The organism is Kaistia sp. UC242_56 (assembly GCF_044452255.1).
Classification (GTDB): Bacteria; Pseudomonadota; Alphaproteobacteria; order Rhizobiales; family Kaistiaceae; genus Kaistia; species Kaistia defluvii_A.
Window position 1 is genome coordinate 2,800,345 of sequence record NZ_JBIOAN010000002.1, and the last position, 21,493, is coordinate 2,821,837.

Annotated in this window: 20 protein-coding genes, 1 pseudogene and 1 other annotated feature; of the genes and pseudogenes, 9 read left to right on the top strand and 12 right to left on the bottom strand. The window is 65.3% G+C overall.

All coding sequences use genetic code 11. The annotated features are described in order from the left end of the window. Nucleotides 1-14 precede the first annotated feature (14 nt). Nucleotides 15-974, bottom strand: a complete 960-nt coding sequence (locus ACHMWQ_RS15860) for a substrate-binding domain-containing protein (RefSeq protein WP_354549325.1) — start codon at nt 972-974, stop codon at nt 15-17. Between the two features lie 287 nt (nt 975-1,261). Next, nucleotides 1,262-2,077: an aminoglycoside phosphotransferase family protein gene (locus tag ACHMWQ_RS15865; RefSeq protein ID WP_396309461.1), complete on the bottom strand. Its 816-nt coding sequence runs from the start codon at nt 2,075-2,077 to the stop codon at nt 1,262-1,264. Between the two features lie 149 nt (nt 2,078-2,226). Between ACHMWQ_RS15865 and ACHMWQ_RS15870 the strand changes: the two genes are divergently transcribed. The 3 genes from ACHMWQ_RS15870 (at nt 2,227) to ACHMWQ_RS15880 (ending at nt 4,867) form a co-directional block, all read left to right on the top strand. After that, nucleotides 2,227-3,009: a TIGR00730 family Rossman fold protein gene (locus tag ACHMWQ_RS15870; protein ID WP_396308205.1), complete on the top strand. Its 783-nt coding sequence runs from the start codon at nt 2,227-2,229 to the stop codon at nt 3,007-3,009. Between the two features lie 71 nt (nt 3,010-3,080). Next, the gene (locus ACHMWQ_RS15875; RefSeq protein WP_396308206.1) at nt 3,081-3,707 is read left to right on the top strand and encodes a LysE family translocator; all 627 of its coding nucleotides are present in this window, start codon (nt 3,081-3,083) and stop codon (nt 3,705-3,707) included. Between the two features lie 41 nt (nt 3,708-3,748). Then, nucleotides 3,749-4,867 carry a winged helix DNA-binding domain-containing protein gene (locus tag ACHMWQ_RS15880; RefSeq protein ID WP_396308207.1) on the top strand — a complete coding sequence of 373 codons (1,119 nt, stop codon included), beginning with the start codon at nt 3,749-3,751 and terminating at the stop codon, nt 4,865-4,867. Nucleotides 4,868-4,897: 30 nt separating this feature from the next. On the opposite strand, the gene ACHMWQ_RS15885 is transcribed toward ACHMWQ_RS15880, so the two are convergent. Both ACHMWQ_RS15885 and ACHMWQ_RS15890 read right to left on the bottom strand, forming a co-directional pair. Then, nucleotides 4,898-5,233 (bottom strand): hypothetical protein, encoded by a 336-nt coding sequence (locus tag ACHMWQ_RS15885; protein WP_354549332.1) that lies wholly within the window; start codon nt 5,231-5,233, stop codon nt 4,898-4,900. 135 nt (nt 5,234-5,368) lie between these two features. Continuing rightward, nucleotides 5,369-6,850 carry a SulP family inorganic anion transporter gene (locus ACHMWQ_RS15890; RefSeq protein ID WP_396308208.1) on the bottom strand — a complete coding sequence of 494 codons (1,482 nt, stop codon included), beginning with the start codon at nt 6,848-6,850 and terminating at the stop codon, nt 5,369-5,371. Nucleotides 6,851-6,923: 73 nt separating this feature from the next. Next, nucleotides 6,924-6,979, bottom strand: a sequence feature (sul1 is cis-regulatory element that is thought to sense ions involved in sulfur or methionine metabolism; They are found in Alphaproteobacteria). A 181-nt stretch (nt 6,980-7,160) separates the two neighbouring features. Here ACHMWQ_RS15890 and ACHMWQ_RS15895 point away from each other — a divergent pair. Then, a complete protein-coding gene (locus ACHMWQ_RS15895) occupies nt 7,161-7,934 on the top strand; it encodes a VOC family protein (RefSeq protein ID WP_396309462.1) in 774 nt (257 codons plus the stop codon). A gap of 8 nt (nt 7,935-7,942) precedes the next feature. Here the strand turns inward: ACHMWQ_RS15895 and ACHMWQ_RS15900 are convergent, their stop codons facing one another. Next, complete coding sequence (locus tag ACHMWQ_RS15900; RefSeq protein WP_396308209.1) at nt 7,943-8,347, bottom strand: VOC family protein; 405 nt, start codon at nt 8,345-8,347, stop codon at nt 7,943-7,945. Nucleotides 8,348-8,681: 334 nt separating this feature from the next. On the opposite strand from ACHMWQ_RS15900, the gene ACHMWQ_RS15905 reads away from it, so the two are divergent. Then, a complete protein-coding gene (locus tag ACHMWQ_RS15905; RefSeq protein ID WP_396309463.1) occupies nt 8,682-9,428 on the top strand; it encodes a DUF2189 domain-containing protein in 747 nt (248 codons plus the stop codon). A gap of 180 nt (nt 9,429-9,608) precedes the next feature. Here the strand turns inward: ACHMWQ_RS15905 and ACHMWQ_RS15910 are convergent, their stop codons facing one another. Then, nucleotides 9,609-10,196 carry a hypothetical protein gene (locus tag ACHMWQ_RS15910; RefSeq protein WP_396308210.1) on the bottom strand — a complete coding sequence of 196 codons (588 nt, stop codon included), beginning with the start codon at nt 10,194-10,196 and terminating at the stop codon, nt 9,609-9,611. Between the two features lie 268 nt (nt 10,197-10,464). Between ACHMWQ_RS15910 and ACHMWQ_RS15915 the strand changes: the two genes are divergently transcribed. The 3 genes and pseudogenes from ACHMWQ_RS15915 to ACHMWQ_RS15925 all read left to right on the top strand — a co-directional run bounded on the left by ACHMWQ_RS15915 (nt 10,465) and on the right by ACHMWQ_RS15925 (nt 14,147). Then, nucleotides 10,465-10,617 (top strand): DUF1127 domain-containing protein, encoded by a 153-nt coding sequence (locus ACHMWQ_RS15915; RefSeq protein ID WP_266332480.1) that lies wholly within the window; start codon nt 10,465-10,467, stop codon nt 10,615-10,617. 197 nt (nt 10,618-10,814) lie between these two features. Next, nucleotides 10,815-12,225: pseudogene (gene trmFO / locus ACHMWQ_RS15920) on the top strand (methylenetetrahydrofolate--tRNA-(uracil(54)-C(5))-methyltransferase (FADH(2)-oxidizing) TrmFO). Between the two features lie 167 nt (nt 12,226-12,392). Further along, complete coding sequence (locus ACHMWQ_RS15925; protein ID WP_396308211.1) at nt 12,393-14,147, top strand: B12-binding domain-containing radical SAM protein; 1,755 nt, start codon at nt 12,393-12,395, stop codon at nt 14,145-14,147. A 259-nt stretch (nt 14,148-14,406) separates the two neighbouring features. On the opposite strand, the gene ACHMWQ_RS15930 is transcribed toward ACHMWQ_RS15925, so the two are convergent. The 5 genes from ACHMWQ_RS15930 to yajC all read right to left on the bottom strand — a co-directional run bounded on the left by ACHMWQ_RS15930 (nt 14,407) and on the right by yajC (nt 18,634). Then, nucleotides 14,407-15,249, bottom strand: coding sequence for a phytoene/squalene synthase family protein (locus ACHMWQ_RS15930; protein ID WP_396308212.1), 843 nt, complete (start codon nt 15,247-15,249; stop codon nt 14,407-14,409). Between the two features lie 13 nt (nt 15,250-15,262). After that, the gene (locus tag ACHMWQ_RS15935) at nt 15,263-15,661 is read right to left on the bottom strand and encodes an Mth938-like domain-containing protein (RefSeq protein ID WP_396308213.1); all 399 of its coding nucleotides are present in this window, start codon (nt 15,659-15,661) and stop codon (nt 15,263-15,265) included. A gap of 6 nt (nt 15,662-15,667) precedes the next feature. Then, complete coding sequence (gene secF / locus ACHMWQ_RS15940; RefSeq protein ID WP_354549341.1) at nt 15,668-16,606, bottom strand: protein translocase subunit SecF; 939 nt, start codon at nt 16,604-16,606, stop codon at nt 15,668-15,670. 22 nt (nt 16,607-16,628) lie between these two features. After that, on the bottom strand, nt 16,629-18,230 hold the full coding sequence (gene secD / locus ACHMWQ_RS15945; RefSeq protein WP_396308214.1) for a protein translocase subunit SecD: 1,602 nt from the start codon (nt 18,228-18,230) through the stop codon (nt 16,629-16,631). A gap of 65 nt (nt 18,231-18,295) precedes the next feature. Beyond that, complete coding sequence (gene yajC / locus ACHMWQ_RS15950; RefSeq protein ID WP_266342154.1) at nt 18,296-18,634, bottom strand: preprotein translocase subunit YajC; 339 nt, start codon at nt 18,632-18,634, stop codon at nt 18,296-18,298. A 325-nt stretch (nt 18,635-18,959) separates the two neighbouring features. Here yajC and ACHMWQ_RS15955 point away from each other — a divergent pair, with 325 nt between their 5' ends. Continuing rightward, nucleotides 18,960-19,844: an ATP-binding protein gene (locus tag ACHMWQ_RS15955; RefSeq protein WP_396308215.1), complete on the top strand. Its 885-nt coding sequence runs from the start codon at nt 18,960-18,962 to the stop codon at nt 19,842-19,844. Between the two features lie 67 nt (nt 19,845-19,911). Here the strand turns inward: ACHMWQ_RS15955 and ACHMWQ_RS15960 are convergent, their stop codons facing one another. Continuing rightward, a complete protein-coding gene (locus tag ACHMWQ_RS15960; protein WP_396308216.1) occupies nt 19,912-21,276 on the bottom strand; it encodes a peptidoglycan DD-metalloendopeptidase family protein in 1,365 nt (454 codons plus the stop codon). Between the last annotated feature and the right edge of the window lie 217 nt (nt 21,277-21,493).

The window sequence follows — 21,493 nt, forward strand, 5'->3', positions numbered from 1 at the left end:
TGCCGGATTTCAAACTACTTCAGTTCGCCGAGACGCTCGGCGATGTTGAGGTTGTCCTTGGTGATCGCCACCGGCGTCAGCAGGGTCACGGCCTCGGCCGGCTTCTTGCCGTCCTTGATGAAGGCGACGAGCGTGTCGACGCCCATGGCGCTCTGCTTGCCCGGGAACTGCTCGATGGTGGCCGTCAGGCCACCGTCGCGCACCTGGCCGAGCGCTTCGGGAAGCGCGTCGAAACCGATGATCGCGATACCCGACATGTTGCGGCCCTTGACCGCTTCCATGGCGCCCAGTGCCATGTCGTCATTGGCAGCAACGATCACCTGCGGGGCTTCCTTCAGCGCCGAAAGGGCGGCTTCCGTCACCGAAAGGCCCTTGGCGCGGTCGAAGCCGGCGGTCTGCTCGAACACGATCTTGTACTTGTCGGCAGCCTTATCGAGAACGTTGTGCAGACCCTTGTTGCGGTCGATGGCCGGCGAGGCGCCCGACTGGCCCTGCAAGTTCACGATGTTCGCGCCATTCGGGTAGAGCTTCATGATCAGCTCGGCCTGGGCCTCGCCGCCCTTGACGTTGTCGGCACCGATATGGGCGAGGATGCCCTCGACTTGCGCGACGCGACGATCCACGGTGACGACCGGGATGCCTGCCTCGACGGCCTGCTGCAGAGCCGGCGCCATGGCGTCGACTTCGTTCGGGCTGATGACGATGCCCTTCACGCCGCGCGCGATGGCGGCCTCGACGTCAGCGGTCTGCTTGGGCGAGGAAACCTGGCCGTCGCTCTCGATCGCGGTGACGCCCTGCTTCTCGGCCTCAGCCTTGAAGGCGTTCATCATGTGAACGAAGAACGGGAACGTCAGGCCCGGGACCGAGGTCAGGATCTCGACCTTTTCCTGGGCAACGGCGGGTGCCGGTGCAGTGGACATCGCAGCGAGCGAAATCGCGCCGGCGGCGAGCAAGGACCGTGTGAAATTCGACATTTAGTTCCTCCCATGCCCTCTTCGAAACGGGGCTGAAGCAGAACATGCCGCAGGTTGGTGCGAGTCACAAATGAAATTATGAACTTTGCACGCGTGGTGCATAAATCCCGGATCGACAGCTACGTCACCAACAGGATGCCTTATAATAAATATCTGCATCAACCGGGCCAGTGCTTGATCGGCGGCCGTTCCATCCCGTCGAACGCAACGATACGGCGAGCACGCAAACTGGGCTGAATTGGGCCCCGGATCGCGACAGGAGAGCCGATAAACCGTCGTCGGTCACCCTACCCGCCCCCAATCTCCCGCTTGGCAATTCCGGCGACGGCGAGCGCCAAAGCCGGGTCGGTGCCATCGTCCAGATGCCAGGCAGCCGAAAGCCCGGCATAGGCAAGGATCCACTGCATCAGCCGCTCACGGTCAAGACCGGCCGCCTCCGCCACGATCCCCGCCTGACGGGTGAGTCTGCCGGGCCGGGTGGCTACCGCCGCGTCCGGATTGCAGAAGAGGTTGGCGAAATCGAAGCTGCGCTCGCCAAGCAGGCGCTTCGGGTCAATGGCGAGAAAGCCGCGCGCCCCGCCATCCAGGACATTGCCGTGATGCAGGTCGCCATGCAGAACGCGGATATCGCGCGGCTCCCCCAGCAGCGCTCGTGCCGTTTCGGCGGCCGCGACCAGGACACCGCCATGCCGATCGGCTGCCGGAAAGAGATCCCGGAACCAGAGATCGAGCGATGTTGCCGCCGGCGCGCTGCCCGGTAGCGGCGCATGCAACCGCCGGGCAACCTCGCAAATGATGAGGCTCGCTGCATCATCCTCGCCCGACCGCGCCATGTCGGAAACCGAACGCGATCCGGTGGCGCGCTCCATCAGCAGGGCATCGTCATCGTGTTCGAGGATGCGCACCGCGCCTTCCCCGTCCCACCACAGCATCAGTTGTCCGCCATAGCGTTCTTCCGAGGCATGCGAGAGTTTCAGCATCAGCGGTGCGCCGTCGCGACGGACGGGAAGAAGACGGCTGGTATGGGTCACGATCACGTCACCATCAGGGGCGAGCGACCAAAGCCGCAGATAACTCTCGAAGTCCCGCCTCTGTGCCTGCATTCCCTCAATCCGATTCATGCGCCTGCCCGTTCTCGTCGTTCCGCTTCTGCCTCCGCGCGGCAGCCGCGACGACCCCACGCACCCCGCGACCTACCGGATGCCGGCGTGGCCCTGCATAATCCGGCCTCGATTCAGTAAATGATGGTGCCATGACCGATACCAAGCCCAATTCCCCGCAGATGGAATCACCCTCCTACCGCCTTCCCGCGCTCGACCAGGATTTCCTGCTCAGTGATTCCATGCGCGGCGTGCGGTTCCTGCTCGAATATGCCAAGGCCGAGATGGCGCTGCGCCAATGGGGCGTTCGCTCCACCATCGTCGTCTTCGGCAGCGCCCGCATCGGCGAAGGCGGCGAGGGCCATCATGCGAACTGGTATGATCAGGCGCGCGCCGTCGGCCGCATCGTATCCGAGCGCGGTGGCGCCCTGGTCACCAACGGCACGTTCCGCGACAATGTCATCGCGACCGGCGGCGGCCCGGGCATCATGGCGGCGGCCAATCGCGGCGCGGCCGATGTCGGCGCGCCCTCGATCGGCTTCAACATTACCCTGCCGCACGAGCAGGAGCCCAACGCCTATTCGACGCCGGAACTGACCTTCCGCTTCCACTATTTCGCGATGCGCAAGATGCATCTCGCCATGCGCGCCAACGCGCTGATCGTCTTTCCGGGCGGCTTCGGCACCTTCGACGAGATGTTCGAACTGCTGACGCTGCGCCAGACCGGCAAGGCGCCGCCGATCCCGATCGTGCTGTTCGACAGCGCCTACTGGAAGCGGGTGATCAATTTCGAGGCGCTGATCGAAGAAGGCATGATCGCGCGCAAGGACCTCGACCTGTTCGTCTATGCCGAGACGGCGGAAGACGTCTGGCAGAAGCTGACCGACGCCGGCGTCGGACTGCATGCGGGCGAACAGGCGAGCGACGGTCCCTAGGCGCTCGTCCGTTCACGGCATAATCTGGGCGGCGAGGCGGAACCACGCCTCGTCATCCGGGGGAATCATCCATGACGCCGCTCGCCGCGCTCTTCGCCATCCTCGGCGCCCTTCTGGTCGGGGCGATCAGCCCGGGGCCGAGCTTCGTCTTCGTGGTGCGCACCGCGGTCGCCCAGTCGCGCGCCGACGGGCTGGCGGCAGCGGTCGGCATGGGTGTCGGCGCGGCCCTGTTCGGCGCGCTCGCCCTGCTCGGCCTCCGCACGCTGATGACCGAAGCCGCCGGTCTCTACACCGCGCTAGAGATCGCCGGCGGCATCTACCTGCTCTATCTTGCCTACCGGATCTGGCGCGGCGCCCGGGAGCCGGTCGGGGTCGTCCGCAACGGAACCGGGAGCCGTTCCAATCTCGGCCGATCCTTCGGCCTGGCGCTGGCGACCCAGATGAGCAATCCGAAGATCGTCGCCGTCTTCGGCGCCGTTTTCGCAGCCCTCCTCCCGGCCGAGCGCCCGCTCTGGCTCGACCTCGCTCTGCCGGCGCTGATCTTTGTGCAGGAGACGGGCTGGTATGCCCTCGTCGCCCTCGCCTTCTCCTCGTCGCGGCCGCGCGCCCTCTATCTCGGCGCCAAGCTCTGGATCGATCGTTTCGCCGGGGCCGTCATCGGCGCGATCGGCATACGCCTGATCCTCGACGCGCGTTAACGGACGGCTGACGGAGAGTTAACAGGAGTTCGCACCAAAGCATGGCCGCCGACGCCGCTCCCATCCTCACGACAAGGGCGCTGAACCGCGCCCTGCTCGCCCGCCAGATGCTGCTGGAACGCGTGGCGATGCCGGCCGAGGCGGCGATCGAAACGCTGATCGGCCTGCAATCGCAGATCCCGGGCAATCCCTACACCGCGCTCTGGTCCCGCCTGGAAGGGTTCCGCCCCGAAGAGGTCTCGGATCTCACCGCCGCGCGAAAGCTGGTGCGGATCGCCCTGATGCGGGGCACGCTGCATCTCGTGACCGTCGCCGATGCGGTCGCCCTGCGCCCCATCGTGCAGAAGGTTTTCGAACGCACGATGACCCCAGGCAGCGCCTATGGCCGCGCTCTGGCCGGTGTCGACATGGCGGAACTGGTGGCGGCCGGCGAACGGCTTCTCGAGAAAAAGCCACGCTCCAACAAGGAGTTGGAGGCCGAACTTGCTCCGAAGTTTCCAGGCGTCAATGGCCATGCGCTGTCGCATGCGGTGCGGGCGATGCTGCCGCTGGTGCAGGTGACGCCCCGCGGCCTCTGGCGGCAGAGCGGCCTGGCGCTCTCGACGACGATCGAGAGCTGGACGGGGCAGGCGACCACCACGGACGACCGGCCGGAAGCCATGATCCGGCGCTATCTGGCCGTCTTCGGCCCGGCCTCGGTCCAGGATCTGCAGGCCTGGTCAGGGCTGACGAAACTGGCCGGCGCGGTGGCGTCCCTGAGAGACGAACTGTCTGAATTCCGCGACGAAGCCGGACAGGTTCTGTACGACCTTCCCGACGCGCCGAGACCGTCCGAAGACACCGCCGTGCCGCCGCGTTTCCTGCCGGACTATGACAATGTCATGCTGGGTCACGCCGAGCGACGCCGGATCGTCCATGACGACCATCGCAGTCATTTTACCAAGGAAAACGGGCTGATACCGGCGTTTCTTGTCGACGGTTTCGCCGGAGGAAGCTGGCGGATCGACCGCGAGCGCGGCCGTGCGACCCTGCGGATCACGCCGCTCATCCCGCCCAAAAATCGGGATCGCAAGGCCTTGGAGCGCGAGGCCGAAGCCCTGCTGGCGTTCCAGGAACCGGACGCCAAGACGCGCGAAATTGTCTTCGCCGACGCGCCCTGAGCGGCGCCGGCGAAGACAAGCTTGTAGATCTTAGTAGCCGGCCATGCGGCGGTATTGGGCAGCGCGGGCGGCGGCCTGCGAAGCCGGCACCAGTGCGTAGCCGCGATTGGCCATGCAGGCTTCGGCTTCGCGCAGCGCCGCATTGTCGCCCGGGGCGCGCACGCAGTCGGCGCGGTCGGCCGCAAACTGATCCGCGAGCGCCGGATTGGCACGGCCGCTCTGGCCGTCCTTGCGGACCCAGGTCAGGGGTTCGTTGGAGGGCGCGGAAAGGCCGGGAGGCGCGGAGACCTGAACGGGCCGCGACATGCAGCCAGCCAGACCAACAGCGGCCAGCACTGCGATCAGTGCGGGAATTCTATGATTCATGGGAGATTTCTCTGTTCAAAGCGTTTCGTTCGGTTGCCGACGCCGGACGCGACGTTGCATGGACGGGGGAGTTTAGCAGGATTGTGACGGAGATGCGACCGAGCAACCCATGCAGCGTAGAGTGGTGTTCTAGCGTCAATGGATCGGAGCCGAAACAGTTCCGTCCTTATCGTGCTGGCCAAAGCGTTCGACCATGGTGGCGCTCGCCTCGTTGAGGCCGATCACCTCGACGATGCGCCCGCGCGACCGCGCCTTCAGCACGACCTTGTCGAGCGCCGACACGGCGGAAATGTCCCAGAAATGGGCCGAATGGACGTCGATGACGATGCGTTCGACATCTTCCTGCAGGTCGATCGATTCCCCGAACGTGCCGGCGGAAGCGAAGAATACCTGGCCTTCGACACGGTAGGTCCGGGTCCGTCCGTCGTCGGAGAGCGTCGAGGTGACGCGGCTGAGGCGCGCCACCTTGCCGGCGAAGAAGACACCGGAAAGCAGCACGCCGACCAGAACGCCCTTGGCGAGATCATGCGTCGCGAACACAGTGGCGACCGTCGCCAGCATCACCACCGAGGATTGCCACGGATTGCTCCGCAGCTCGATGACCGAGCGCCAGTTGAACGTGTTGATCGACACCATGATCATGACGGCGGTGAGCGCGGCGACCGGGACGATCGCCAGCAGGTCCTGCAGCGCGACCAGCAGCACAAGCAGGAACGAGCCCGCGACCAGCGTGGAGAGACGCCCCCTCGCCCCCGACGAAACGTTGATCACCGACTGGCCGATCATCGCGCAGCCGCCCATGCCGCCGAACAGCGCCGAGGCCATGTTGGCGATGCCCTGCCCGGCGCATTCGCGGTTCTTGTTGCTGCGCGTATCGGTCATGTCGTCGAGCAACTGCGCTGTCAGCAGCGATTCCAGCAGGCCTACCGCCGCCAGCGTCAGCGACACGGGCAGCAGGATGCGCAGTGTCTCCAGCGTGAAGGGCACGTCCGGCACGCCGAAGGTGGGCAGCGCGGATGGCAGTTCGCCGAGATGGGCGACGGTGCGCACATCGATCTTGAAGATCACGGCGACGGCAGTGACGACGACAATCGCCACCAGCGGCGACGGCACGGCCCGGGTCACCCGCGGCAGCAGATAGATGATGGCGAGGCCGAGCGCGATCAGACCGTAGGTAGCGGTCGGAACGTTCACGAGTTCCGGCAGCTGCGCCATGAAGATCAAGACCGCCAGCGCGTTGACGAACCCGGTCATCACAGATTGCGATACGAAGCGCATCAGCCGGCCAAGCCGGAGCACGGCGGCCAGGACCTGGAACACGCCCATCAGGATGGTGGCCGCGAACAGATACTGGATGCCGTGATCGCGGACGAGGCCGCCCATCAGCACGGCGGTCGCCGCCGTCGCGGCCGAAATCATCGCGGTGCGGCCGCCGGTAAAGGCGATGACGCAGGCAATCACCACCGAGGCGTAGAGCCCGATCTTGGGATCGACGCCGGCGATGACCGAAAAGCCGATCGCCTCGGGGATCAGCGCCAGCGCAACGACCATGCCGGACAGGATGTCGCCGCGCAGGTTCGAAAACCAATCGCGACGGATGGAGGTCATGTTGATCATGGGATGGGTGCTTCGCGGCAGACGCGGAGGGGCGCAGCGCACACGCTGCGGAAGCCGTCCGTATAGCAATCTGCGTTGTCCGGCGGATCGGCGGCCGGAAGAGCCACCCGGGATTTCACCGGGTCCAGTCGAATACTTTCCTCTTATCCCCAGACGGCAAGCGGACGCAACAACATCCACCGTCCCCCGCCGACGAGCGGATTGCTGTTGCCTGGAAGGCACGATTGCTGACGCCAAGCCGCCGAGTTCCGTTGCGGCACCTCCTCGTGTAGGCTAGGGCTCCCAACGGAAGGAGACGGGAATGACCGATCTGGCTAGCCGTTTCGTCTGGTACGAGCTCATGACGACCGACACCGCAAGTGCCCGGCTGTTCTATGGCTCGGTCGTCGGCTGGGGCACGCGCGATGCCTCGCAGCCCGGCATGACCTACACGCTCTTCACCGTGGGCGAGAGCCCTGTGGCCGGGCTGATGGACCTGCCGGAACAAGCCCGGCAGATGGGCTCGCCGCCGAGCTGGCTCGGCTATATCTCGGTCGCCGACGTGGATGCCGCCGCCGCTAAAACCGCCCGCCTCGGTGGCGCCGTGCATGTGCAGCCGGCGGATATTCCGCAAGTCGGGCGTTTCGCCGTCGTCTCCGATCCGCAGAAATGCGTCATTACCCTGTTCAGTCCGCTGCCGATGCCGTCGCCGCCGCAGGATCCTGCGCCGGGAACGCCGGGCTATGTCGGCTGGCACGAACTCTGCGCCACGGACTGGCAAAAGGCGTTCGAGTTCTATGCGGCCATGTTCGGCTGGCAGAAGGGCGAGCCAGTGGACATGGGCGAGATGGGAATCTACCAGCTCTTCACCACCGCCGGAGGATCGATGCCGATCGGCGGCATGTTCAACAAGCCGCCCTCCATGCCCATGCCGTTCTGGCTGTTCTACTTCAACGTCGACGACATCGACGCCGCGCTCACCCGGGTCCAAAGCGGCGGCGGCAAGCTGCTCAATGGGCCCATGCAGGTGCCGGGCGGCGACTGGATCGTTCAATGCCTGGATCCGCAAGGCGCGATGTTCGCGCTGCTGGGCAAGCGCGCCTGAGGGAAGGGTCAGCCCGTGGCGCCGGATTCGCGGCTTGGATTGGAGATCTCGATCAGATTGCCGTCGGGGTCGCGGATGTAGAGCGAAAGGATGCTGCCGACGGCGCCGGCGCGCAGGACCGGACCAAGTTCGATGGCAACGCCAAGCCGGCTGAAATGCGCCTCGACCTCCGCCAGCGACGTGCCGGTCAGGAAACAGAGGTCGGCGGAGCCGGCCGTCGCAAGCCTTGCCTTCGGCTCAAATTCGTGGCCGACCTCATGCAGGTTGATCTTCTGCTGGCCGAAGCGAAGCGCCACGCGGTCGGCGCCAAACACCTCGCGTGTCATGCCGAGCACGGTCTCATAGAACGCGCAGCTTCGCTCGATGCTGGCCACGGTCAGGACGAGGTGATCCAGGCGTTCGATCGTGATCATGCTGCGTGTCTCCCAATCTTTCCGGATCTTGGCCGAGCGCGGCGCAGACGCGCCAGAGACTACGTCTCTCCCCGTCGCTCTCCAGCGCGGCGAGCGCGACCGGCCACGCAGCATGGCACCCGAAATCGTGATCGCCCCGACCTGGCTTCTGCGCTATTCTGCCGCAGAGCGTATCGAGGCGCTGCGGAGCCTGCGATCGACCTTGGTCTTTGGCGGCGTGCCGGTTGCTCGATTTTGGGGGGCAGAGCAGGAGAACACGCTCATGGCCGCGCAAATGAGTGACTATTCCACCCGGTGGCATCTGATCACCGGCTCTACCTCGCCCGAAACCGCGATGCCTGTCGTCCGCAGGATTACGGTAGACGACCTCTGGGACGCCCTGCGGCTCGGCTGGGAAGACTTTTCCGCCATGCCGACCCACGCCATCTTCCTGGTCGTGATCTACCCCATCGTTGGCCTGCTGATCGGTCGCGCCGTCTTTGGCGCCGATATTCTGCCCTTGCTGTTTCCCCTCATGGCCGGCTTCGCCCTGCTCGGACCTTTCGCGGCGCTCGGCCTCTACGAATTGTCCCGCCGCCGCGAACAGGGCCTGGATGTGTCGCTGCCCAAGATCCTGGAGGCGCGCCATTCGCCGTCGATCGGCGCGATCCTGATGCTCGGCATCGGGCTTGGAGTGGTGTTCTTCGTCTGGATCGCTGTCGCCAACGCGATCTACATCGCGAATTTCGGCTACACGCCGGCAGCCTCGATGCCGGATTTCCTGCACCGCGTGCTGACGACCCGGGCCGGCTGGACGCTGATCCTCGTCGGCAATGGCGTCGGCTTCCTGTTCGCCCTGATGGTGCTCACCGTCAGCGTCGTCTCGTTCCCCTTGCTGCTCGATCGCGATGTCGGCCTCGCCCCGGCGATCCTGACCTCGATCCGCGCCGTTCTGGCCAATCCGGGTGTCATGGCGCTCTGGGGCCTGATCGTCGCCATCTCGCTGGCAATGGGCTCGATCCCGTTGTTCTTCGGACTAGCCGTCGTCATGCCGGTGCTGGGTCACGCGACCTGGCATCTCTATCGCAAGGTCGTCGTCTAAAGCGACTGAGATGGAAAAGCGTGACTCGCGCGGAAGGAATCATTCCCTTCAAGGCAGCGCGAGCTGACCGGCCCGTTTGAGCGAATAGGCCATCCGGGTCCCGGACGGCCATGACCAACCGATGCGGCGCTGCGGAACGCCGCATCGGACGCGGCGGATGGGCACCCGGCTGACGCTCCCTCAGCCGCGCCGCCCGCCTTCGCGCTTCCAGACGTCCAGCGGCTTGATATCCGGCGGCTCGGCATTGGCCCGCACCCAGCTATCCACCACCCAACGCCGGCCGCTCGCCTTCTCGATGATGGTCGCCGTATTGTGCGGATAGCGACCGTCGATCAGGAAGCCCCGATTGGCCGGCCGGCCCGCCTTGTGATGGCGAAGCCAGCCATGGCGGTCGAGCAATTCCAGAAGCGTCGTGGTGTTCACCGTCTCGTCGACACAGTCGATCTCGGACAGCGGCGTGAACAGCTCATACGTATCCTTGGCGCCATCCTTCGACGTGCCGGTCGCCGCTCCCGCCTTGCGCTCATACCACTGGTCAGCGCGCGAGATCGCGGCCCGCTCGGCGGCGGGACTAGCCTTGCCGCCATCCAGAATGCGCTTCAGGGCCAGGAGATCGCCGCTCGAGAAGATCACCGGCGAACGCATCTTGCAGCCATAGCCATGGCAGTAGCGGATCTTGACCGGCGCAAGCGACTCCGCCGCCGCGTGCCCGGCCCACGCCAGGACCAGCAGGGCCGCCAGGGTCCCGGGCACTCGTTTCAGTGGCATGCGATTTCCCCACGCGGCTGGCCTCGCGGCGTCAGCGATTCCCGAGATCGGGCTTCATCGTGTCCGGCGCTGCCTCTTTAGGCAATATTGCAGCGCAACATTTAGTCACTCTTGCCTGTTGCTCTGCATCATCCGCAGCGCAGCCATGCGCATTTTCGCAGTGCTCGTTTCGAAAGCCCTCCCCTATATTCGGATTAACAAGAGCGGCGGCGACGCAGACGACATCCTCCGCTTCTTCAATTGTCCGATCGTCCGAAGGAAAAAGACCGTGGCTACGAACATCCTCGCTTCCTACAAGAACTGGCGCAAGTACCGCGAGACCTACAGCGAGTTGATGCGCCTGACGTCCCGCGAGCTCAATGACCTTGGAATCAATCGCGGCGACATCACGCAGATTGCCAAGCAGTCGGCCGGTTACTAAACCGATACAGAATTCGCGCGGGAACAAACCTCCTCCCTTGTTCCCTGCGATGCGGCGCTAGCGAACCTCCTCCCTCGCGATGCGCCTTTCAAAGAAACGCCCGTCGACCTCCTCCCCGACGGGCGTTTTCTTTTGTCCGGACCGAACTGCGAACTGCGCGGTTGTCCGAACGGCTCCGGCGCAATAATCTCCGCGCCATGAAAACAGATCCCATTCACATCATCGGCGGCGGTTTGGCCGGCTCCGAAGCCGCCTGGCAGATCGTCAATCGCGGCATTCCCGTCGTCCTGCACGAGATGCGCCCGGTCCGCGAGACGGACGCCCACAAGACGGACGGCTTGGCCGAGCTCGTCTGCTCCAACTCCTTCCGCTCCGACGACGCCGAGACCAATGCGGTCGGCCTGCTGCATGCGGAAATGCGGATGGCAAATTCGCTCATCATGCGCATGGGCGATGCCAACCAGGTTCCCGCCGGCGGCGCGCTCGCCGTCGACCGCGAAGGCTTCTCCCAGGCCGTCACCAAGGCGCTGGAAGACCATCCCCTCGTCACCATCGACCGCAACGAGATCGCCGGCTTGCCGCCGGCCGAGTGGGATAGCGTCATTGTCGCCACCGGCCCCCCTCACCTCGCCGGACCTGTCGGAAGCGATCCGGGGCCTCACCGGCGCCGATGAACTCGCCTTCTTCGATGCCATCGCGCCGATCGTCTATTTCGACTCGATCAACATGGACATCGCCTGGTTCCAGTCCCGCTACGACAAGGTCGGGCCGGGCGGCAATGGCGCCGACTACATCAACTGCCCGATGGACGAGGCGCAGTACAACGCCTTCCTCGATGCGCTGATCGCTGGCGACAAGGCCGACTTCAAGGACTGGGAAGCCTCGACGCCCTATTTCGACGGCTGCCTGCCGATCGAGATCATGGCCGAACGCGGCCGCGAGACGCTGCGCTTCGGCCCGATGAAGCCGGTCGGCCTCACCAACCCGCGCAACCCCACCGTCAAGGCGCACGCCATCGTCCAGCTGCGCCAGGACAATGCACTCGGCACGCTCTACAACATGGTCGGCTTCCAGACGAAGCTGAAATATGGCGCGCAGACCGACGTGCTGCGGATGATCCCAGGCCTCGAGAACGCGCAGTTCGCGCGCCTCGGCGGCTTGCATCGCAACACATTCCTGAATTCGCCCAAGCTGCTCGATCCGCTGCTCCGCCTGAAGGCTCAACCGCGCCTGCGCTTCGCCGGCCAGATCACCGGCTGCGAGGGCTATGTCGAATCGGCATCGATCGGCCTGCTGGCCGGACGCTTCGCCGCCGCCGAGCGTCTCGGCGAAGCGCCGGTCACGCCACCGGTCACCACGGCCTTCGGCGCCCTGCTCGGCCACATCACCGGCGGCCATCTCGTCGACGATGCAGCCGGCAGCCGCTCCTTCCAGCCGATGAACGTCAATTTCGGCCTGTTCCCGCCGATCGAGATCCCGAAGGAGCCGGGCGTGAAGCTGCGCGGCACCGACAAGACCGTCGCCAAGAAGAAGGCGCTGACGGCCCGTGCCCGCGCCGACGCCTCCGCCTGGCTGGGCGGCCAGACCTCGGTCGCCGCCGCTGAATAGCCGGCAAGACTCCGGCCGGCGCGCTTGGCATTGCCGAACGCGCCGGCCTTCCGTACAGTAATCGTCGAAGCCTGTTGAAATGCCCAGTCTGAGAATTCGCATGCGCTAGAACCGCCGCAAGGGGGAAAGCCAGACATGCAGTCCGATGTGCATTGCAGGGCCCGCCCATGAAGCGGCCCTTTCTTCTGCTGCTGATCAAGCCGTCGCATTATGACGACGATGGCTATGTGATCCGCTGGTACCGGTCATCGATCCCCTCCAACTCGCTGGCGAGCCTCTACGGCCTTGCCGCGGATTGCGAGGCTCGCCAGGTGTTCGGCGAGGACGTGACCATCGACATCCGCGCCATCGACGAGACCAACACGCGGGTACGCATCGACCAGGTGATCGAGGACTTCCGGCGCCACGGCAATTTCGGGCTGGTCGGCCTGGTCGGCGTCCAGTCGAACCAATATCCGCGCGCCCTCGACCTCGCCCGTCCCTTGCGTGCGGCGGGCATTCCGGTCGCCATGGGCGGGTTTCATGTTTCCGGCTGCCTCGCCATGCTGCCGGATCTGCATGTCGACCTTCAGCAGGCGCTGGACATCGGAGTCAGCCTGTTCGCCGGCGAGGCGGAGGACCGTCTCGACCGTGTCCTGTTGGACGCGGCGGCTGGAACCCTGCAGCCGCTCTACAACTACATGAAGGACCTGCCGAGCGTCGAAGGCACGCCGCCGCCCTTCCTGCCGGCCGGCTACGTCGCGCGGACGCTGGGCGGCAACACCAGCTTCGATGCCGGGCGCGGCTGCCCGTTCCAGTGTTCGTTCTGCACCATCATCAACGTGCAGGGTCGCAAATCACGCCGCCGGTCGCCGGACGACGTGGAGAAGCTGATCCGCGAGAACCTCGCCCAGGGCATCCACAACTACTTCATCACCGACGACAATTTCGCCCGCAACCGGGATTGGGAGATCATACTCGACCGCATCATTGCGTTGCGTGAGAAGGAAGGCATGCGGATCGGCTTGATGGTCCAGGTCGATACGCTCTGCCACAAGATCCCGAACTTCATCGAGAAGTGCAAACGGGCCGGCGTCAGCCGCGTCTTCATCGGGCTCGAAAACATCAACCCCGACAGCCTGATGGCCGCCAAGAAGCGCCAGAACAAGATCACCGAATATCGCCGCATGCTGCTCGAGTGGAAGCACCAGGGCATCATCACCTATGCCGGCTACATCCTCGGCTTTCCCAACGATACGCCCGAGAGCATCCGCCGCGACATCGGCATCATCCAGCGCGAACTGCCGCTCGATATCCTGGAGTTCTTCTTCCTGACGCCGCTGCCCGGCTCCGAGGACCACCAGACCCTGCACCGCAAGGGCGTGGCGATGGATGCGGACCTGAACAAATACGACCTCGAACATGCCGTCACCGGCCATGAGCGCATGTCGCAGCAGGAATGGGAAGGCATCTACCGCGATGCCTGGCGGCTGTTCTATTCGCCCGAGCACATGCTGACGATCCTGCGCCGCGCCGCCGCGACCGGCGTCCGCACAACCAGCATCATGAAGCTGCTGATGTGGTTCTCGACCTCCGTCGACGTCGAGCATGTCCACCCATTGCAGGGCGGCGTCATCCGCTTCAAGGATCGGCTCGACCGCCGCCCCGGCCTGCCCGTCGAACCGGTCTGGCGTTTCTATCCGCGCCACGCGATCGAGACGGTGCGCAAGAGCGGCCGACTGCTCTGGCTGCTCGGCAAGCTCGAATGGCAGCGCCGGCGCATCGAAGCCGACCCGGACAAGGCCAGCTACATGGATCCGGCCCTCATGCCGGTCGTCGATGACGAGACCGAGACCCTGGAAATCTTCAACCAGAACGAAGCCGCCCGCGGCGCCGTCCGCCACGCCCACAACATCGACGTGCTGACGCACGGCGCGGCTTGAGGGGCGCGATCGGTCGGCAGAGGCTCATCTCTCCCCGACGTGACCTTCGCAGAACCCGAGACGGACGGTCTGCCCGTCTCCCATCTCCATCATCCTGAGGTGCTTCGCGAAGCGAAGCGTCGAAGGACGCACGGCTTTGCGGCCAATCTCGATACCCGCGCAGCTCTGCGTGCTTCGAGACGGCCCTCCGGGCCTCCTCAGCATGTTGAGGATGGTGCCAATACGAAGGTCCCTGAGGGAGGCTGAGGTCGCCCGCCCCCTAAAACCCGCCCCGGCGCGCGGCGCGCCAGAGCCACCATTGCCGCTTCCATTGCGGCGGATCGATCGTCGTCTGGAAGGGATCGTAGCCGGGCCGGTCCATCAGCCGGAGCATCGGCTCGACGAGCGCGACCGGCTGGAAGGCGGGCAGCGCGATGCGATCGGCATGCGCAAGTGCGGCCCGACCGGCATCGAGATGCCGCCGCGCGGTCTCGCGCAGGTCGGCGAGCAGGGCAAGCAGTTCCGGCGTCGTGCGTCCTGCGAAGATATCTTCCGCCCTGACCCCGTGCTGCTCCATGAGATCGGCGGGGAGGAAGAGTTGCTGGCGGCGGGCGTGGAACGGCAGCGCGCGCATCAGCCCGGTGAGCGCCTGCGCCACGCCGGCATGGCCAGCCGCATCCGCCGTATGCGGATCCTCGCCGCCCGCGAGAATAAGCGCTGCCAGCTGGATCAGTACGGAAGCCGTCTCGCCGGCATAGCCTTCGAGATCGCCCAGCGTCGGCATCGGATCATTGTAGAGATCGAAGATATGCGCCTCGATCAGATTGTCGAAGGCCGCGCGCGGCAGGTGGTGCAGGCCGATCGTCTCGAGCAGCGCGGCCGCGACAGGGTGGCCGGCGACCTCGCCCCTAGCCTCGCCCGACAGCACGTCGCGCCACCATTGAAGGCGGATCTCGCCGGGCATGGGATCGCTCACCAGCTCTCGCACCCGCACGATCTCGAGATTGAAGGCATGAAGCGCGAAGAGATAGCGCCGCTTCGCCTCGGGCGCGAACAGATCGGCGAGGAACCGATCACGGTCATGCGCACGCACTTCATCGGCGCAAAGAGCGAAGACGTCCATGGAACGAAACCAATCAGATGGCGACGAGCGCCGCCGCGACAGGGCGGCCCTCGGCGAGCAGGATGTTGTAGGTGCGGACGGCCGGGCCGGTCGCCATCACCTCGAGGCCGATCCCGCTATCGCGGAGCTGCTGCCGCAGTTCTTTCGGCACCGCCCCGATGTCACGGCCGCAACCGATCACCAGCAGGGCGACATCCGCCGCTTCGGCGAACACATCCGCCAGCGTCTCGGCCGTGATCTCCGCCACGCTGCCGACCGGCCATCCATAGATACCGCTCGGCAGGCAGAGAAGCGAGCCCGGATGCGACATCTCGGCGAAGCGGAATACCCCTTCGCCGTAGACATCGATCGGGGCCTGACCAGGAAAGTGCTGGTCACGCAGCGAGACGGACGGTCGCGTGAAGAGCGCCATCGAGGCTCAGGCCTTTCCGGCCGCCTCCACGTCTTCCTTCTTCGACATCTGGTCCGAGCGCAGGCCGAAATAGATCAGGATCGGCGCAGCCACGCAGACCGACGAGAAGATGGCCGCCAGCACGCCGAAGATCATGGCCAGCGTGAACGCCTGGATGACCTCGCCGCCGAAGATATAGAGCGAGAACAGTGCGATCAGCGTGGTCACCGTCGTGATGACGGTACGACCGAGCATGTCGTTGATGGCGCGGTCGATCAGATCGCCGAGCGGAATCTTCTTGTACTTGCGCAGCGTCTCTCGAATTCGGTCATAGACCACGACCGTATCGTTGAGCGAATAGCCGATCGTCGTCAGGATCGCGGCAAGTGAGGTCAGATTGAACTCGTGCTGCGTGACGACATAGAAGCCGAAGGTCATGACCACGACGTTGGCGGCCGAGATGATCGAGCCGGCAGCGAACTGCCATTCGAACCGGAACCAGACGTAGATGGCGATCGCCGCGAAGGTGACGAGCATGGCGAGCGCGCCCTTGGACGCCAGTTCGCCAGACACGCGCGGTCCCACGATCTCGGTGCGGCGGAACTCCGCCTGATCGACGAGCGCCGTGCGGATCTTGCCGATTGCCGCCTGCTGGGCCTCCTCGCCGCCGTCCTGCTGGCCCATGCGGATAAGGATCGAATTGTCAGCGCCAATGGTCTGAACCTGGACGTCGCCGAGGCCGAGGCCGTTCAACGTCGAACGCAGCTTGCCGAGATCCGGCTTGGCGTCCTTGGTCTGAATCTCGATGACGGTGCCGCCGAGGAAGTCGATGCCGTAGTTGGGACCGACGGTGAAGAACAGGATCACCGACATGATCGAAAGGAAAGCGGCAAGCGGAAACGTCCACTTCCGCATCCGCATGAACGGGATCTTGGTGTTGTCGGGTACGATGCGAAGATGAGCCATGGGTTTCTGTCCTCGCTTCGATTCAGAGCGAAATCTTGGTCGGACGGCGCCAGCGCACCCACATCGCAACCAGGAGGCGGGTGAAGGTGAACGCCGTGAACATCGTCGTCGCGACGCCGATGGCGTGCGTGACGGCGAAGCCGCGGATCGGGCCGGAACCCATGTAGAACAGCACGAGCGCGGCGATCAGCGTGGTCACGTTCGCGTCGAGGATGGTGCCGAGCGCCTTGTGGAAGCCGGCATCGATCGAGGCGATCGCGGATCGCCCGGCTCGGAACTCTTCTCGTATGCGCTCATAGATCAGAACGTTGGAGTCCACCGCCGTTCCAACCGTGATGATCACGCCGGCGATGCCCGGTAGCGATAAAGTCGCCCCCAAGATGGTGACGATAGAGAAAATCAGGATGACGTTGACGATCACCGCGATGTTGGCGATCCAGCCCAGCACGCCATAGGTCATGACCATGAAGGCGCAGACGGCGGCGGTGCCGATGATGGCGGCGATCTTGCCCGAGCGGATCGAGTCGGCGCCGAGGCCCGGACCGATGTTGCGCTCCTCGACGATCGTCAGCTTGGCCGGCAGCGAGCCGGCGCGCAGCAGGATGGCCAGGTCGTTGGCGGACTGGATCGAGAAATTGCCGGAGATCTGGCCGGAGCCGCCCAGGATCGGCTCGCGGATGACCGGGGCCGAAATCACCTTGTCGTCGAGAACGATGGCGAAGGGCCGGTTGACATTCTTCTGCGTCACGTCGCCGAAGACACGGGCGCCCGCGCTCGAAAGGCGGAACGACACGACCGGTTCGTTGGTGCGGGAATCGAAGGTCGCCTGGGCGTCCGTCAGATCCTCGCCCGTCAGAAGCGGGGCCTCCTCGAGCACGTAGGGCACTGGCGGCGTATCGGTCGAATTGAGGACGATCGTGCCGGGCTTGCGCGTGTCGGCGGTCGGCGAAACGCCGGTGTCGACAAGATGGAAGGTCAACTGCGCGGTCTGGCCGACAAGCGTCTTCAGGCGCTCGGGATCGTCGAGGCCGGGAGCCTCGACCAGGATGCGGTCCGAGCCCTGGCGCTGGATCGAGGGTTCGACGGTGCCGAGCTGGTCGATACGGCGACCGATGACCTCGATCGACTGATCGACGATCTGGCGGATGCGCTGATCGAGACCGGCGGTCGAATAGGCCATCTGGACGAGGCCGTCATTACCGACCGTCAGGTCGAATTCGTTGACGGCGGTGCCGCCGAGCGCGGAGGTCGCGAGCTGGTTGCGCAGCGGCTCGAGGCGCTTCTTGACCTCGTCGAGCTGGGAGAGGTCGCGGATGCGGAGCTGCACGCCCTGCCCTTGCACGCCCAGACCCGAATAGCCGATGCGCGGCTCCTGCAACATCGCCTTGCGGATGTCGCCCACAAGCGAGCGCAGGCGCTTCTGCACATAGTCCTGCCGATCCACCTCATAGAGAAGATAGGCACCCCCCTGGAGATCCAGGCCGAGAACCATTTGCCGTTTCGGCACCCAGCTCGGCCAGGAATCGACGGTTTCCTTCGAGAAGAGATTGGGAAGCGCCGCGAGGAGCCCGACCACAACGACGGTCAGGATCGCAATCATCTTCCAGCGTGTGAAGTGCAGCATGGAAACCGTTCCAGTCGATCTCGGCCCTCAGGCGGGCCGTTTCATCAGGGGAGCTAGAGGCTGGCTTACTCGCCGTCCTTGGCCGGCTCGCCCTTGGCGCGCACGTCGGCAATGGAGGCACGCGAAACACGAACGCGGACGCCTTCGGCGACTTCCAGCAGCAGCTCGGAATCGTCCACGACCTTGTTGATCTTGCCGATCAGGCCGCCCGACAGCACGACCGTGTCACCGCGGCGCGCGCCCTTGATCATTTCCTGGTGCGCCTTCTGCTTCTGCCGCTGCGGCCGAATCATCAGGAACCACATGATCGCGAAGACGAAGATGAACGGCACGAACTGGATCAGCAGGTCGGCACCACCAGCGGAAGCGCCGGCGGCCTGTGCGAAGGCGGGGGTAATGAACATTGAGTAATTGCTCCCTGTAGCGTTGGCGGGTCCGCTGGTGGCCCGTCCGATCAAGACGCGTGGTTTGCGCCGACCTTCACATAGGGAGAGACAGCGGTACGCGAAACGGCGCGGAATATAACCACGCGGCAGGCCTTTGCAAATGGCCGCACCGGCATGATAGTGGCGAATGTCGTCCGGAGCCCTCGCTTGCACGCGGGAAGAGATCGCCCGGAGGGCCGGATGAGGGGTTTGCCCCTCCCTCCGCACGACTTCACCCCAGCCGCCGGCGCGCCCTCAGCCCTCCCGATACGCGGGAGGTGGGGATCGGCCCGAGGAAATGACTGTGACAGAAGATACGCTGAAATCCGTCGCCGATCGTCTTGACCGGCTGATCGCCCTGATCGAGCGCGCGGTCCCGCCGGCACGGCCGGAATTCAACCCTGACGCCGCGGATGCCTTCGTCTGGCAGGCTTCCACCGGCACGCTGCAGCCCGTGCCGAAGGTCAATCGCGTCGAGATGGTGCTGCTCAAGGGCGTCGACCGGGTGCGCGACATCCTGGTCGAAAATACCGACCGTTTCGCGCGCGGCCTGCCTGCCAACAACGTGCTGCTGTGGGGCGCGCGCGGCATGGGCAAGAGCTCGCTGGTCAAAGCGGCGCATGCGACGATTAACAGCGATCCGTCGAAGCTGCCCGGCGGCCATGCGATGAAGCTGATCGAGATCCACCGCGAGGATATCGACAGCCTGCCGGAGCTGATGACGCTGGTTCGCGGTCTCGACCGCCGGTTCATCCTGTTCTGCGACGATCTCTCCTTCGACAATGACGACACGTCGTACAAGTCGCTGAAGGCGGCGCTGGATGGCGGTGTCGAGGGACGGCCAGAGAATGTCGTGTTCTACGCCACGTCGAACCGGCGCCATCTGCTGCCGCGCGACATGATGGAGAACGAGCGCTCGACGGCGATCAATCCCGGCGAGGCGGTCGAGGAGAAGGTGTCGCTGTCGGACCGCTTCGGCCTCTGGCTCGGCTTCCACAAGTGCAGCCAGGACGACTATCTCGCCATGGTCAACGGCTATGCCGAGCATTTCGGGCTGAAGGTGGCGCCGGAGGTCCTGCGCGCCGAGGCACTGGAGTGGTCGACGACGCGTGGCGCGCGATCGGGTCGCGTCGCCTGGCAGTACGTGCAGGATCTGGCGGGGCGACTTGGGGTCGCTCTTACGGGCTGAAGCCGCCCCGCCAGTAGTAGACCGGAAAATCCCTCACGAGATGAGATTGGGCCGGTCAGAAAGTCGGTCAGCTCTGCAGGTAATCCAGCGGGTTGACCGGCTTCGAGCCCCTGCGGAGCTCGAAGTGAAGCTGCGGTGCGTTGACGGAACCGGACGCGCCGGCCTGCGAGATGATCTGGCCGCGACGCACGGCGTCGCCGCGCTTGACCAGGATCTTGCTGTTGTGGGCGTAGGCGGAGACCCAGCCGTCGGCGTGACGGACGAGCACCAGGTTGCCGTAGCCTTCCAGCTCGTTGCCGGCATAGATCACGGTGCCGGCCTCGGCCGCCTTGATCGAGGTGCCTTCCGGAACGGCGAGGTTGATGCCGTCATTCTTCTCGCCCGTCGCCGAAGCGCCGAAGCCGGTGATGATGCGTCCGCGCACCGGCCAGCGGAACGTGGTGCCGTTGGCGGAGCCGGGATCGGCGCTGGCGTTCGTTGCGGCAGGCGTGGCCGGCTCGGACGGCGGCGCATAGGCCACCGGCTGGTTCGGCGTTGCCGGCTTAGCGATCGAGGCGGTCTCGGTCGGCTTTGCCGCGGCAGCCGCGTCGTCGCCAAGCGACTTCTGCGGCGCATTGGCGGCGTTCGGCTTGGCGTTCGGATCCTCGCCCTGCGGCTTTTCCTCGCGACGGGTCGGATCGTTGCGCAGCGCGACAGCCTGCGGGTTGCCGTTATTGCCCGGGATGCGGAGCTTCTGGCCGGACTTCAACTGGTTGGTCGAGGTCAGGCTGTTGGCAGCAGCCAGATCCTTGGCGCTGACGCCATAGAGGCGGGCGATCGAGGAAAGCGTCTGGCCAGGCGAAACCACATGCAGACCATTCAGCGGCGCGCCTTCGGCCGAAGCCATGGGCTTGCGCTCGCCGGCCGGTGCCGGACCGGCGACCAGCTGCGTGTTGTCACGACCCTGCGGCGACGAAGCGGCAGGCGCCTCGGCGACGGCGGCATTGCCCTGGCCATAGGTCGGGATCGTCAGGCGTGTGCCGGCGCCGACCTGCGACGGATTGCCGATATTGTTGACGCGGGCCAGTTCCTTGATCGGAACGCCATAGCGACGCGACACCGACGAAAGCGTCTCGCCCGGCCCGAGCGTCACGACCGTGCCGCCTTCGGTCGACCAGGCACCGCCGCGGCGCGGCGGCTGGACGGCAGAGGCAACCTGCGCCGGAGCGGAGGACTGGATCGAGCCAACCGTATCGGAGGGCGGCGTATAGGAACGCGGCTGCTGGTAGGTCGCGGAAGATCCGTAGGAAGGCGCGGCGGCCATGGGCTGCTGCGAGCCCTGCTGGACACCCGGCAACATCGGCGGCAGGTCGGAACGGCTCACGCCGCGCGAAGGCGGCGGCGTCGCGACGACATCGCTGTTGTTGCTGCTGTAATCGACCGGAGCCGGCATCGGCTGCGAACCGCCGATGATCTGCTTCTGGTTTGCGGTGCTGCCGGTAAAGATCGAACCGTAGCGCGAACCGTCAGCGCTGCAGGCCGCGGTCAGCCCCGAAAGGAGCGCAATGACCGCAACCTGAGAGAGAGTCCGAGACCGAAAAGAGGAAGCATTTCTGCACATCGAGCCTACTCGCAACGCCACACCACACATGACGCCAATAAACGCTGGT